10 protein-coding genes are annotated in these 14256 nt (G+C 41.8%); 6 read left to right on the top strand and 4 right to left on the bottom strand.

Features of this window, described 5'->3' with window-relative positions; genetic code table 11:
- Positions 1 to 69 precede the first annotated feature (69 nt).
- A complete protein-coding gene (locus SNE_RS05665) occupies positions 70 to 1311 on the bottom strand; it encodes an ArsB/NhaD family transporter (protein WP_041418832.1) in 1242 nt (413 codons plus the stop codon).
- 70 nt (positions 1312 to 1381) lie between these two features.
- On the opposite strand from SNE_RS05665, the gene SNE_RS05660 reads away from it, so the two are divergent.
- From SNE_RS05660 to SNE_RS05635, 6 genes are all read left to right on the top strand, one after another.
- Positions 1382 to 1729: a nucleotide pyrophosphohydrolase gene (locus SNE_RS05660; RefSeq protein WP_013943403.1), complete on the top strand. Its 348-nt coding sequence runs from the start codon at positions 1382 to 1384 to the stop codon at positions 1727 to 1729.
- Between the two features lie 29 nt (positions 1730 to 1758).
- Entirely contained in the window at positions 1759 to 3750 is a 1992-nt protein-coding gene (locus SNE_RS05655) for a S9 family peptidase (protein ID WP_013943402.1), read from the top strand.
- Between the two features lie 287 nt (positions 3751 to 4037).
- Positions 4038 to 5438: a protein kinase domain-containing protein gene (locus tag SNE_RS05650; RefSeq protein WP_148258964.1), complete on the top strand. Its 1401-nt coding sequence runs from the start codon at positions 4038 to 4040 to the stop codon at positions 5436 to 5438.
- Positions 5439 to 5514: 76 nt separating this feature from the next.
- The gene (locus SNE_RS05645) at positions 5515 to 6789 is read left to right on the top strand and encodes a protein kinase domain-containing protein (RefSeq protein ID WP_013943400.1); all 1275 of its coding nucleotides are present in this window, start codon (positions 5515 to 5517) and stop codon (positions 6787 to 6789) included.
- A gap of 256 nt (positions 6790 to 7045) precedes the next feature.
- A complete protein-coding gene (locus SNE_RS05640; RefSeq protein WP_041418830.1) occupies positions 7046 to 8734 on the top strand; it encodes a secretin N-terminal domain-containing protein in 1689 nt (562 codons plus the stop codon).
- A 171-nt stretch (positions 8735 to 8905) separates the two neighbouring features.
- A complete protein-coding gene (locus SNE_RS05635; protein WP_013943398.1) occupies positions 8906 to 10120 on the top strand; it encodes an MFS transporter in 1215 nt (404 codons plus the stop codon).
- Here the strand turns inward: SNE_RS05635 and SNE_RS05630 are convergent.
- Genes SNE_RS05630 through SNE_RS05620 form a run of 3 tightly spaced genes read right to left on the bottom strand, consistent with a single transcriptional unit; the run spans position 10092 to position 14251 of the window.
- Positions 10092 to 11639 (bottom strand): DHA2 family efflux MFS transporter permease subunit, encoded by a 1548-nt coding sequence (locus tag SNE_RS05630; RefSeq protein ID WP_013943397.1) that lies wholly within the window; start codon positions 11637 to 11639, stop codon positions 10092 to 10094. The genes SNE_RS05635 and SNE_RS05630 overlap by 29 nt on opposite strands.
- Complete coding sequence (locus SNE_RS05625; protein ID WP_013943396.1) at positions 11629 to 12804, bottom strand: HlyD family secretion protein; 1176 nt, start codon at positions 12802 to 12804, stop codon at positions 11629 to 11631. The genes SNE_RS05630 and SNE_RS05625 overlap by 11 nt, the downstream gene beginning before the upstream one ends.
- A complete protein-coding gene (locus tag SNE_RS05620) occupies positions 12797 to 14251 on the bottom strand; it encodes an efflux transporter outer membrane subunit (RefSeq protein WP_013943395.1) in 1455 nt (484 codons plus the stop codon). The genes SNE_RS05625 and SNE_RS05620 overlap by 8 nt, the downstream gene beginning before the upstream one ends.
- Positions 14252 to 14256: the final 5 nt, after the last annotated feature.

Here is a 14256-nt window from a genome sequence, read left to right as displayed (position 1 = left end):
TGGGTTTATTTTGCTCAGTCTCAGGAGAAAGAGAACAATCCCTGAGAATGAATGAAAGAAACCCGAAGCTTAGGTTAAGAGCGCAAGATAACCCCAGTAAATGAGAAACGTGATGAAAGTAAGGGGAATACCATGCTTTGCAAACTCAAAGAAATCGATTCCCTTTTCTCCCCGTTTTTCTGCATTTTGAATGATGATTAAATTGCTTGCTGCCCCAAAAATTAACAAGTTCCCTGCAAGAGTACTTCCTGCTGCTAAGGCCATGTAAAATCCGTTTGATTGAGAAAGTGATTCGAGCGTTGGAAGATAAAGCGCTACAAGGGGCACATTTGAAATCAATTGGCTTGCTAAAATTCCAACCGAAAGAATTCCTCCTGTTGAATCAGATAGAAATGAGATGTGACTTAAAACCGCTTGGATTGAAGAGGTCTCCCAGACACTTTGCATCAGGATAAACATCGCAATGAAAAAGATCAGAGTATGCCAATCGAGTCTTAGCAAAACCTCCCTTCTCTTTGGAGCAAAGATGAGGAGAAATAAAGCAGGAATAAGAGCAATGGCTGGAAGCGGCATTGAGAAATCTACCCCCAATAGAGAAAAGACAATATTCAGCCCAATCAAGCTGATAATTGTCAGGAGCGCAATCCGACAAAAAAGCATGAGCCTTCGGTTGTAGGGCTCTGAGGCATGCGGCGGATCATCAAATCCAGAAACCGGCTTGATCGTTTTTAGAATCCAAAAATAGAGAACAATGAGAGAAAGAAGAGTGGGAACAGCGAGATAAGCAAGAAACGTCACAAACGGATTTTTAATCGAAGCGCTCAAGGCTATTAAAAGATTTTGCGGATTTCCAATTGGAGACATGACGCTTCCAATCGTAATGGCAAAAGCAAGCCCCAAGAGTAAAGGATGGGAGGGCAAACCTCTCCGGTGTGCAACACAGAGCAAAATAGGAGTTCCCATAATCGCAAGTGTATCATTCATCAAAACGGCTGACAAAAGGCCTAGTCCAAAGACGATCAAAGCCACAAGTCGGGGGGTCGTTCCTCCATGCAACATAAATTTTGCGACAATTTCCGACAGATATCCACTTTCCTCCAACGCCTGACCAACAACAAACATACCAAAAAGAAAACCAATAATCCCCCAGTCGATCGAATGCCAAGCAGAAATAAAAGAAATTCTACCCGTCAAGAGGACCAGGCAAGCTCCAAGGCCCATGATGTGCCAAATGCGAAGTGGGATACGAAACAGCTGCCTAAGGGCAATCCCCAAAAATACTAAGATCAGGACTACAAGAGGTAGGGACAAAAGATCTCCTAAATTTCCATGATTCTTTTATCATTGTATATTACAATAGGGGTTTTTTAGGAGGTAAGTCATGAAGTTACTCAAAGAAAAAATGGCCGCATTCGTCAAAGAGCGCAATTGGGATCAATACCACAACCCCAAAAACTTACTTCTTTCTCTTGTCACAGAAGTAGGAGAGCTCACAGAAATCTTTCGCTGGTACACTGCAGAAGAGTGCATGCATGTGATGAATGATCCCAAAATCGCCGCTCGGGTAAGAGAAGAAATGGCAGATGTTTTCAATAACCTCGTTCTCCTCGCTATGAAATTTGATATTGACCTCCTTGAAGCTGCCCAAAACAAACTCAAAATCAACGCCCTCAAGTATCCTGCAGAAGAGTGGCAAGGTAAAGCGTTTAAAGAAGAAAACCGCTTGTGAAAATGAGCTCAATTCATTAGGATTTGCACATGTATAAACACATCTTACTTTTTCTCATGACCTTAACCTGCGGAGCACTTATGGCAAATGCTAAAGTTGAGCCTTACGGATCTTGGAAATCTCCTATCACTTCTTCTCTAATCGTTGAGTCATCACTTAAACTGGGGAATATTGTACTTGATGGGGAAACTTTGTATTGGAATGAGATTCGACCAGCCGAGAAAGGACGCTCCGTTGTCTTAAAGTGGCAAAATGGAAAAGGCGTCGATGTAAGCTCTGATCCCTACAACGTACGCACTCGCGTTCATGAATATGGTGGAGGATCGTTTACAGTTCATGATGGAACCCTTTACTTCACTAACTTTTCCGATCAACACTTTTACTCACAATCTCCTGATGGGACAGTCAAACAGCTCACAACTGCAAATAACAAGCGCTATGCTGAACCGGTATTTGATCTCGAAGATCAGGTCATCTATGCCATTGAAGAAACTCACAATTCAGAGCATGACGTCGTTAATACCCTTGTTGTGATTGATGCAAAGGGGGAAAAAGAGGTTAAAACCTTGCACAGTGGTTATGACTTCTACTCCTCTATTACCCTAAGTCCAGATGGAACGAAAATTGCCTTTCTCACTTGGAATCATCCCAATATGCCTTGGGATGGCACAGAACTTTGGGAAGCACAAATTCTCCCAGACTGCTCTTTAACAAAAGTAAAAAAAATCGCTGGCGGCCACAGCGAGTCTATTTTTCAACCCCGTTTCGCTCCCGATGGAACCCTATTTTTTATTTCTGACCGAACCGGATTTTGGAATCTTTATGAAGTTGGAGCAAAAGATATCCAGCCTTGCTACCCACTTGATGCTGAATTTGGATATCCTCAGTGGGTTTTTGGGATGTCTCGCTACGACTTTATCACTACAAATGAAGGATATAAAGTTGTATGCACCTATACGATTAAGGGTTCAGACTACTTAGCTATTCTCGATTTGAGTAAATACACCTTAAAAACCTTTGACCTTCCATTTACGAGCTATGGAGAAATTCATGTTGGTGGAAAAACTCTTTATTTCAGTGCAGCTTCTCCAATTGAAGTCTCCGCTTTCTATGCCTATGATCTAGAGACAAATGAGCTTTCAGTCATTCGAAAATCAAAAGAATTAAAGGTGGATCCAGATTACTTTTCTAAACCAGAAACACTTGAATTTCCCACAGCAAACGAGCAAACCGCTTTTGGATTCTATTATCCACCAACTAATAAGGATTTTATTGGGCCCCAAAATGAAAAACCTCCTCTCATTGTAAAAAGTCATGGAGGCCCTTCAGCTCATTCAACTGCTTCCTTAAGTCTAGAAATTCAGTTTTGGACAAGTCGAGGGTTTGCTTTTCTAGATGTCAACTATGGGGGAAGTACTGGGTATGGACGCGCCTACCGAGAAAGGCTCAAAAGTAACTGGGGTGTTGTTGACGTTGACGATTGCACAAATGGAGCTCTTTATCTCGTTAAACTAGGAAAAGTGGATCCAAAGCGGCTCGCGATTAGAGGGGGAAGTGCTGGAGGGTACACCACACTTGCTGCTCTCACCTTTCGCGACGTCTTCAAAGCCGGTGCAAGCTATTATGGAGTGAGTGACCTCATTGCTATGACAGATGATACGCATAAATTCGAGTCCCGTTATCTCGATGGATTGGTAGGAAAATATCCTGAGCAAAAAAAGCGCTACATCCAATACTCGCCGATTTATCATATAGAAAACCTCTCCTGCCCTGTGATCCTTCTTCAAGGTGCCGAAGACAAAATTGTCCCTCCCAATCAATCTGAAATGATGTTCGAAGCTCTAAAGAAAAAGGGAATTCCCACGTCTTATCTCCTCTTTGAGGGAGAACAACATGGTTTCCGCAGCGCTGAGAACATCAAAAAAGCCCTCGATGCAGAGCTTTACTTTTACTCTCAGATCTTCCATTTCATCCCAAGCGACGTCCTAGAGCCTATTCCCATCGAAAACTGGGGCTTTTGAACTTCTACCTTTCAAATCCAAACGAAGATAGATCGCCTAGCTCGTTCTCCCTAAGGACTACCTTTAGATTAACTTTTCAGCTGTTTTGAAAGCTTATTTTTAGTGCTTTTCGTCTTTCAGTTTATATAAATTACACAAATTGTTGATATAAAGCGTTTTAAATATTATCCCGTTCGTAAATATTTAATTATTAATATTTTAAATTTTTAAAGTTATTATTTAAAATAAAATTATATTTATGATATAATATTCGAATATAAGGAAAAAAGATTTAGGGGAGATTAATCGTGGCAGTACCAACTGTTTCCAATCAAATACAAGATTTATTTCATCATAACATGCCTGAATACGGGCAAAATACAATCACCACGCATTATGGTACCGATGGCTACCCTATTGCTGAAACAAACAGAGTCTATGATACCAATGGTTATTCCGATGAAGAAGGAGAAACCAATGGCTATGATAGAGAGGAGGGAGATAGACTACAAGCTGCACCTGTTAACTGGCAAATGCCTATCAATGTAAATGTCACTTCGGGACCACAAGACGGCCCAGAAGGTTATTTTCATCACGGCCCATATCCAGTTGTTGCTCCATATATTCAAGACTCATTTCAAAGAACAGCTTTGCGCCAAGCCTTTGGCTTCCGCCAAATTAATCTTCAGACAACTACATGGGCCGATCATGCTATGCATACATTAGGAACCCATTTTGGAAGAGTGACAGTCGATCGACTTGGCAATGGGAGTAACTCGAGTGTTTTCTTGATGCAACAAGAAGGCTCTCAAGCAAAACAAGTTTTAAGAGTATTTCCTATCCGCAGCCTTCGTCATGAGCATCTCTCTCAAGCTTATCAACTCCACCGCGACCATGTTGGCGGAGAATGGCTGAGCGCAACAGTTAACCATCCAAATCTAGCCAACAATTCACATATCATTGCTTGGGATTCATCAGATAATTCATTTAGAGTCATGAGTCGTGAAGATGTTAGACAATTAGTTGAAAACCGCCATACCTTAGCTGAAGGAAGACGTATTTACGCTGTTGCAACTCTTGGGGAGTATGTTGAAGGATCAAGAGATCTTGCTAATGCGGTACGGACCGAGCGTTATTTTCCCGAAGAGACTTTAAGACCGATTCTTCACGATATTTTTCAAGGTGTTGCAGAACTCAATAGTAGGCAAATCGTTCATCGAGACCTTAAATCGGCAAATGTGATCGTCCTCCCATCTAGGCAAGCCCAAATCATCGACTTCGGCAATGCAGGCATCCTTAATCCCGAGCAAACACTCGACGTTTTTGGAGACCGCTCTTACCACCCTCCTGAAAGCAATATTACCATTTATGGAACTCCTATTCACACAAGTAAAAAAACGGATAGTTATGGCTTATTCCTCTTAACCTATCACGCTCTCACCGGAGAGAGTTATTACGGAGCAAAGCAAGTTAACTGGCAATTAGTCAGCTGTCAGCAAATGGATCAGCTGAAGCAAGAAGAAAACAAATCTTTCAGACAAATACTCAATGAAGATCCCAAACTTGCTCATGTAAGTCCGACCTTAAAAGACTTAATGGCTCAACTAGGAACTGCTAAAAAAGCAGAGCGCATTACTGCAGAGCAGGCTATGACACATCCATTTTTCCTAAGCCATTACCTAGTAAACTGGCTAGATACCACAATCTAAACGCAAGCCCTCTTTTGAGGGCTTTTTAAAATTTATACATTTATACAAATAGAAAAAGTTCGGGGAGATTCATTTAATGGCCATTTCAACCAATCATCATTCAATTGGAGCAATGAATTGTTTTCACATTCAAAGAGGAGGCTATATCGATGAGACAGATGCACCCATCAAGCCGGCAAGAGAAAACATTGTTATCAATGTTCAATCTAGACCAAATGATGGCCCTGATGGCTATACTCACAATGGTCCATTCCCAAACATCGATCAGTTCATTTCACCAAGTATTGGAAGAGCATACCTTTTTGATTCTTTCACAAGGGATTATTTCGACAACACAACTGCAACATGGCCTCAAAACGTCATTTATACAATAGGTCAAAGCTTTGGCAGATTCTCAGCTCAAACACTTGGAAACGGATTCAATTCGAGTGCATTTGTGATGCAACAAGAAGGATCTGAAATAAAACGGGTCTTACGCACGTTTTCAATTGGGCAACTTCGTCACCCTCAATCACAACAACCTCTAAAGCTCAATCGAGACCATGTTGGTGGAGAGTGGATTAACCTAACTTTGAACCACCCTAACATTGCCTCTAATACACATCTCGTTGTCTGGGATTCATTTGATAATTCATTTAGAGTGATGAACCAAAATCAAGTGCAAGCTCAGATAGAAAACCGCTATATGTTGCAAGAAGGAAGGCAACTCTATGCTGTAGCAACAATTGGAGACTACGCTGAAGGCTCGCTAGATTTAGAACGCTACTTCAGATTAAACCCAAGGAGAAGCGAAGAAGAAGTCCAAGGAATGCTCTATGATATCTTTCAGGGAGTAGCAGCAATGAACGACATGCAAATTGTCCATCGAGACCTAAAAGATGCAAACGTGATCAGACTGCCAACAGGTCAAATGCAAATTATCGACTTTGGCACCGCTGGGTTCCTCAATCAAGGGGAAAGTCTCCATGTCTTAGGCGGTGGCGGTATACTTCCTTTTGAAAGCCATTTTGAAGTTGAAGGCAAGCCTCGGCATACAAATGCAAAAACAGACAGCTTTGGCTTGTTTCTTCTCACTTATCAGGCGCTCACAGGGTGCAAGTATTTTGGAAACGACACGCCTCTGGAAGAGATCAAAAGAAATCACAAAGAATTACATGCAAAAGAACAATCAAAAAGTTTTCGAGCTCTCCTAGAAGAAGATCCTTTGCTTACTCACATAAGTCCTGTTCTTAAAGATCTCATGGCTCAACTGGGAACTTCAATCGAAACAAATCGACTCACTGCAAATGAAGCTTTAAGCCATCCATTTTTTACATCGAGACATGTCACATTTATTGAGCGTGCGGTTTAGAATGATCGATCTAATCATGTCGAATTGAAGCTCCCTTTTGGGGAGTTTCTTTTTTCATCTTTAGTCATTTGTGATCATTAATTTTTCTTAAAGATCAACTTCTTGCAAAATATTCTAAATCTGAAACTTATGAAATTTCACGCGAGCAAGTGTTACCAAACTTAGTCACAACGATCAAAAATTTACTATCTCTAATGTCCTAAGCCTGTTATGATTCAATCTTCTTTAGTCATTAATGATCAGAAAAAACGAGAATATGCGTCATAAACTCTTAGGATTTCTTACCATCGCTGCCCACCTCTCCTTCCCCCTCCACTCTGACGAAGGCCAAACATTGACATTTGAGACAGCAGCTCCAGAAAAAGATGAACTTGGAATCTCGGTGAATTTTGAAGATGTTTCCATTCTCGAATTCTTACGTTTTGTGAGTAAAATCGCAGGTGTCAACTTCATCTACGATGAAAAACTCTTAAACTTTAATATCAGCTTAGTCACTGGAAAGCCGACCAATCCTGAAAACATTCTCAAGATCATGATCGAACTCCTCGAACAGCAAGGAATCAAAACAGAGGAGCGAGGAGACTACTTCGTTGTCGAGAGAATGGAAGACTGGGAGCTCACCGATTGGAAAGCAATGAAACGGGCTAAGTATCAATCGATGAGAGGTGAAACTCGCCTCGTCAACCATGAAGCAGGCCCCCAATCCCTTCTTCCTATTCATAAGCTCCAAAAACGACGAGGCGAGTTTCAAATATATAAACTTAGATATCATCAAGGCGGTGAAATTCAAGAAACTATCAAGCGCGTTGCTGCTGATCTGAAACAATACGATGAAGGTTCACCTTCTCTTTTGCGCGCGATTAGCTCTATGCAATGGGTTCAATCGACAAATTCTCTTGTCTTTACGGGCCCACAAGATGGAACCGAAGAACTCACCGATTTGATTCAAAGCTTAGATGTCCCCCAAAAACAAATCTTCATTGAAGTTTTAGTCATTGAAACAGATGTCAAGAACCTGCTCGACTTTGGCTTAGAATGGGGTGGGGGTGGAAAATATCGAGATAAATTTGGGTATGGAACGGGAAATTTCCCAGCAACTCCAGGTCAATCCCCTTTCGCTAAGACGTTGCAATCAATTGATGCATCGAATCCACCGACTGGAACAAATCAATTCCCTATCGGAAGGGGATTTGACCTAGGAGTTATCGGAGATGTTATCCTCCATAAAGGTGCAACCTATTTTTCTTTAGGCTCTCTTGTATCTGCATTAGAAGCCGACGGGAATAGCACGATCATTTTAAACCAAAAGATCATCACACAAGACAATAAACTGTCTCATATCTTTGTCGGTGACAACCTCCCTTTTACGGGATCCGTTGTCACAAATACCGGTAACAACACAGTCCAAAATGCCAATATCGAATACCGCGATGTAGGAGTGACGCTCAATATCACCCCTCTCATGGGAGACACAGAAGTCATCACACTTGACATCACACAAGAAATCACTGAGGCAATTGATCAATTCGCCGACACAAATGGAATTCGCACGACAAAAACCGATATGCAAACACAAGCCCACGTTCCAGATAAAAGCTTTCTTGTCTTGAGCGGAATGGTTCGTAATACAAAAAAACACCGGCAGTCAGGCATTCCCTGCTTAGGAGGGTTACCTCTCATCGGAGCTGCTTTTAGTAAAAACAAAACAGAAGAGGAAAAACGGAATGTGATTGTGTTTGTTCGTCCTCAAATCATTCATAATATCGACGACTACAATACTGTCACTGTTTACCAAGAAAACCAGTTTAGAAAGCAAGCCGGGGATCAGGAATTTTTCCAGAGGGGGCTTGATATGGTCAAACAAGAAGGAAATCCCTATGGAACCCATCGTGGAGAGCAAGGAAATCTCCCAAGAATTACAGCAGAAAGAGGCGATAAATCCTAACCCCAATCTTTGGGATTCGTTTTACAAGAAGTTCACTCCTCTTGAGAAAAAAATGTTTCTCAGTAATCAAATGCACTTCTTTACAAGTATGATCCAAAAAGACCTTAGGAAAATGAAGGAAAACCTAAGGAAGTTGAGGGAAAACGACCGCTGAGCTATGCTCATGCGGATATGAAAAGATTATTGCCTGTCCTCGTTGTTCTCTTTTTAGGTTACTTGGGGTTTTCTCTCGCCCTTCCGATTTTTCCTCCTCTTTTTCTTGATCTCAATCATAGCTTTCTTTCTCCTGAAACCAGTGTTTCCACAAGGCGCATTCTTCTCGGGCTTCTCTTTTCTATGTATCCTCTCGGTCAGTTTATCGGCGCCCCCATCATGGGTAAACTTTCTGACAAATGGGGACGTAAACCTGTTCTACTCATCTCTCTTCTTGCCATCATTCCGGGATACATTGGATGTGCCCTTTCTGTCGCTTATCGACTTCCCTTTTTGATGTACGTGAGTCGTTTATGGGTTGGACTTTTAGAAGGAAACATCACTATTGCTCAAGCTGCAATATCCGACATCAGCGAAGATGAAAAAGCCAAAACAAAAAACTTCGGATGGATGGTTTCTCTCAGTAGCAGTGCTTTTTTCTTTGGTCCTCTTATCGGAGGAAAATTGGCTGATTCCAAGCTAATTTCTTGGTTTCACTTTGACACTCCCTTTTGGTGTGCAGCACTTCTTGTCTTCGTTGGATTTCTCATTGTTTTGAAACGCTTTAAAGAAACCCATGAAGCAGATCATACTGTTGAGATCCACCCATTTACTATTTTCACTTCATTTATCGATAGTTTACGTATCAAGAGGCTGAGATTCATCTATCTGGCCAATATGTGCTTTTTCTTCGCGATTTTTTTCTTTTTGAACTTCTTTTCGGCCTATCTCGTCAATGTTTTTGGCTTTAATGTCTCACTGCTAGGTGAAGCTAACGCTTACCTTTCGATTTTTGTTGTGATCGGCCCCCTTTTTTTTGCGTGGATGGCCAAGTTTTGGACGACTTCCAAGGTCGCTCTCTTTGGGTCTGTCTTTTTGGGAATAAGTTTGATTGTCTTTCTCCTTCCCAATTCTCCTTATGCCCTCTTTGGAACACTCATCCCCGTTGGGTTATTCATGGCCATTGGATTTGCCTATCCAGCTCTTATGATTTCTAATGTCGTCAGTAAACGGATTCAAGGACAAGTCTTGGGAACCAACATGGCAATTCAAGTTTTTGGCGAAGGAGCAACTGCTTTAATTGGTGGATTTCTCATGGCACTATTCACAAGCTTTCCGATCTGGATTGGGGCAATCGTTGCACTCATTGGAGGTGTTTTACTCATCAATGAGACGCGGCGACCTCAACAGTAGCGTTCTTCTTCCTCCGTTTCTTAAAGAAAATCGTCCCAATGACAAGGAAGATCATAATCCACATGCTGACCCAAAAAACATCATTAGCTCCCAACATGACTGCTTGATGCCAAACCAAATCGTCAGCAACTTGAAGGGCTTGCTTCCCCACGATTCCCTCTTGAGCAAGAGTTGCAAACATCTGCTTACTTTCTATCTGAAAGGGAGAGATGCTATCAACTAAATTGCTGTGATGAAGCACTCCTCGTCGTTGCCAAAGCGTGACAGAAAGAGAGGCTCCTACTCCCCCCATAAAAATCCGAAAGAAATGGAAAATTCCTTGGCCCATCGCAAGTTGGTGATGAGGGAATCGAGCAAAACTCAAAACTGTCAACGGTGCTAAATAGGTAGTAATTCCTATTCCCATCACAAATCGGGACCAAAATATCAGCTCAAAGGACGAGTTTGTATCCAGTCTTGTAAAAAAGAAAAAGCTGATTGCGTAGAAGATAAATGAAAGAGCAATAAGGACTTTTAAAGAGATCTTATCCATCAACTTTGCAACTAAAAGAACAGTGAGGAAAGCTGGAATCCCCATCGAAGCTACAGCAAGGCCAGCCCAAGTTGAAGTATAGCCCATGTTAGTTTGAAGCATGAGAGGTGAAATGACAATAGCTCCAAATAAAACCATATATGAAATCGCAGTTAAAGCTGTTCCAAGGGCAAAATTCCGATTAGTGAAAAGCTTTAAATCGACAATTGGATTTTCATCTGTCATCACCCAAATCACCAACAAGAGTAGGGAAAGAACTGATACAATACCTAAAATAACAATGGTATTTGAACGCCACCAGTCATATTGTTGCCCTTTATCTAAAAGAATTTGAAGTGCAGAAACACCAATCGCTAAAAGGGCAAGTCCTATCCAATCAATCGACTGTTTTTCTCTCGGAGTTTCACGAGACTTGTAAATATTCCAAATGATGATACTTGCTAAAATCCCAACAGGAACATTGATGTAAAAGATCCAAGGCCAAGAATAATTGTAAGTGATCCACCCTCCGATGATCGGACCTGCAATCGGGCCGACAATAGCCACCATCTGCCAAATAGCCAGTCCAAGATTTCTTTTGGTCTTGGGAAAACTCATCATCAGCATACTCTGAGAAAGTGGAATGAGTGGACCTCCAACAAAACCCTGAGTAAAGCGCATAAAGACAAGCATATTGATGTTCATTGAAAGAGCGCAAAGAACGGACAATAAAGTGAAAAGAGCTGTTGAAACCAACATGACACGAGTCGTTCCAAAGCACTTCGTAAACCATCCAGTTAAAGGCAAGGCAATCGCATTCCCCACAGCAAACATGGTAATCACCCAAGTTCCATCTTCATTGCTCACAGCGAGATCTCCTGCAATATAAGGAACGGCAACATTTGCAATCGATGTATCGAGAACTTGCATGAAAGTGCAAAGCGAAAGGGCTAGTCCCCCTAAAATCAAGGGAAGTCTGACAAGAGGCTCTAGCTCTTCATGTGCCATGAGAACCTATATTACTTGAAATGATTTGTTCAATTAGAGCATCCGCTCCCAGCTCCTGCTGACTATAGATCGAAGTACGATAAATCGGCTTTGCAACACGGTATTCTGAAAGCCTATCCCCACTCGTGTCTTTAATATCAACCGTCACATCCATTGAAAGCCCAAGCCAAAGAGGGTTTCTTTCAAGTTGCTTGGAATCTAAACTGATTCGTACGGGAACACGTTGCACAATTTTGATCCAGTTCCCTGTCGCATTTTGAGGTGGAAGAATCGAAAAAGTGTTTCCTGTTCCAGGGTTTATCCCGATCACTTTTCCTTGATATGTAACTCTCCATCCATACAAGTCGGCGCGCAACTTCACATCTTGACCAATGCGAAAGTCGGATAGTTGAGTTTCTTTAAAGTTCGCATCAACCCAAAGCTCATCAAGAGGTACAATAGCAAGTAAAGGTTCAGCTAAATTGACCCATTCCCCAAGCTGTGCCACTCTCTGGGAAACGTATCCATTAACAGGCGATACAATCTCACAGCGCCGCAGGCTGACCCAATCATCTTTCACTTGCTGCGCCCCTTTTCGCACAAGGGGGTGGGTTCTAACAGTTGTTCCTTGAACTTGAGCGTAAGCAGCTTGCAAAGTATGGTAGGTTTCTTTTGCTGAAGCGCGGGCACTTTTCAAAGCCGCCTCCACATGCTCAAATTCTTCTGTTGAAACAGCTCCAATATTCACGAGATTCACCCGATTTTCATAGTCTTGCTCAGCTTTCATAAGTTCAGCCTCTTTCACCTGCAATTGAGCTTCAAGCTCTTCAACTTTTAGAAACATTTGCACAACCTCTCGCACTGTTTCTGCGAGCTCATTACAGCTCTTCTCGAGAGCAAAAATATAATCGGTCTTATCCAGTTCAATGAGAACTTGCCCTTCTTCGACATAGTCTGTGTTATCTACATTGATAGAGGCAATAATTCCTGCGACTTGTGGAGTGAGTTCTACTAGGTTTCCGCTGACATACGCATCATCAGTATACTCGATAAAGCGGTAATAAAAGAGCCATAATGCCAAGACAACAAGACCTGCAAAGAGAATGGTAACCCCAGTCCACTTCATTACCAGTCGCCTTTTCACCCCTAACTCTTCTTTAGGTAGGGGGATGCTTTCTTCACTCATTTACTGTGACCTCCTTCTTTTGCTGGTAGTATCCTCCTCCTAGAGCTCGAATCAAGTTTAGAACAGATAAATGACGAATGTTTTGCAAATCAACCTCGCGAATCACTTGCTGAAGGAGTTCTAGCTTCATTTCCAACACCTGTAAAAAGTTATCGACTCCATTCTCATATCTTGCATACGTTAAATCTGTCGCTTTTTTTAAACTTCCAACAACTCCCATTTGAAACTTTGTTTCTCGATTCGAGGCCTGCAAAATTTTCACTCCATCGGAGACTTCTTTTGCCGCTTTCAAAATAAGAGAGTTGTAATCAAAAACAGCCGTATCATAATTTGCAAATGATTGCTCAAGCCCAGCTGTTAACTTCCAACCGGTAAAGAGAGGGAGATTGATTGCTGGAGCCACAAGTCCCGCAAAACTTTCTATGCTGAAAAGCTTAGCCCAGGTCAGACTCTCAAGTCCTGCAAAAGCTGCTAAATTAATATTCGGAAAAAATGCTGCGCGCGCAGCTCCTATTAAATGAGCTGCTGCTTCAACTTTCCAAATTTGCATCATCAAATCAGGTCTGCGAACAAGAAGGTTTAACGGAAGATTTTCTGGAAGAGGAAACGGACGTAAATACTCTGCTTGAGGCATTTGAAACTTCATTTCATCATCAGGGCTCAGTCCCATGAGAATTTTGATTTGGGACTGACTCAGTGCTAGGTTTTTCTCATACTCAGTCAAGAGCTCTTCATCTTTGAGTAAATTGGAAACCGCTTTTTCTAACGTGATGGCATCATCTAAGTTGTTTAAAACACGCTTCTCTGTCAGTTCTACCAATTTTTTTTGCGCCTGAACAACCTCCTTTTGAGCGTCAATACGGAGAAGGTTTACTTGGAAGTCAAAATAGGCCTGAGCGAGAGAAACAGTTACGATGAGGTATGCCTGAGACATTTCAGCTCTTTGCGCACGGGCCTCTCCAATTGCTGCTTGATAGGTTTCCCGGTTTTTTCCAAAAAGATCTATTTCATATTCAAAGTTGAGCTTCAAATTGATTTGATTTACCACTGCAGGAACTGGAGAAGGTGGAAAGCGAATGAGAGCATCTTTACTCAAATGCTGATAATCATCTTCAAAAGATGCATTAAATTGTGGAAATAAAACTGAACGCACCTTACGCGCTTCTTGCTCACTTGAACGAACCCGAGAAATGGCGGCCATTAAATCGGGATTGTCAGCAATTGCTTGATCCATAAATGCGGAAAGCTGCCCATCTCCAAACGAAACCCACCAATTCCACTCTGGCCAATCACCATTTGTAAAATCTCCATTTGAAAGGGCTTGATCAAACGAAGGTTTTAAGTTAACCTCTTGAGTAACCGTGGGAGCATCTTGCCGTTTTTTTAGTGCAGCACAACCAACTAATGAAGTGAGTAAAACAAACAAAACAAAGCGCTGAAAATTCATTATTT

It is taken from the genome of Simkania negevensis Z (assembly GCF_000237205.1).
In the GTDB taxonomy this organism is placed as follows: Bacteria; Chlamydiota; Chlamydiia; order Chlamydiales; family Simkaniaceae; genus Simkania; species Simkania negevensis.
Note: the sequence above shows the minus strand (reverse complement) of the source record. Positions and strands in the feature narration are given on the sequence as shown.

Excerpts from the sequence above, each read along its gene's own strand:
- SNE_RS05660 (WP_013943403.1), top strand. The coding sequence starts at position 1,382 with ATGAAGTTACTCAAAGAAAAAATGGCCGCATTCGTCAAAGAGCGCAAT.
- SNE_RS05655 (WP_013943402.1), top strand. The coding sequence starts at position 1,759 with ATGTATAAACACATCTTACTTTTTCTCATGACCTTAACCTGCGGAGCA.
- SNE_RS05645 (WP_013943400.1), top strand. The coding sequence starts at position 5,515 with ATGGCCATTTCAACCAATCATCATTCAATTGGAGCAATGAATTGTTTT.
- SNE_RS05640 (WP_041418830.1), top strand. The coding sequence starts at position 7,046 with ATGCGTCATAAACTCTTAGGATTTCTTACCATCGCTGCCCACCTCTCC.
- SNE_RS05635 (WP_013943398.1), top strand. The coding sequence starts at position 8,906 with ATGAAAAGATTATTGCCTGTCCTCGTTGTTCTCTTTTTAGGTTACTTG.
- SNE_RS05630 (WP_013943397.1), bottom strand. The coding sequence starts at position 11,639 with ATGGCACATGAAGAGCTAGAGCCTCTTGTCAGACTTCCCTTGATTTTA.
- SNE_RS05625 (WP_013943396.1), bottom strand. The coding sequence starts at position 12,804 with ATGAGTGAAGAAAGCATCCCCCTACCTAAAGAAGAGTTAGGGGTGAAA.
- SNE_RS05620 (WP_013943395.1), bottom strand. The coding sequence starts at position 14,251 with ATGAATTTTCAGCGCTTTGTTTTGTTTGTTTTACTCACTTCATTAGTT.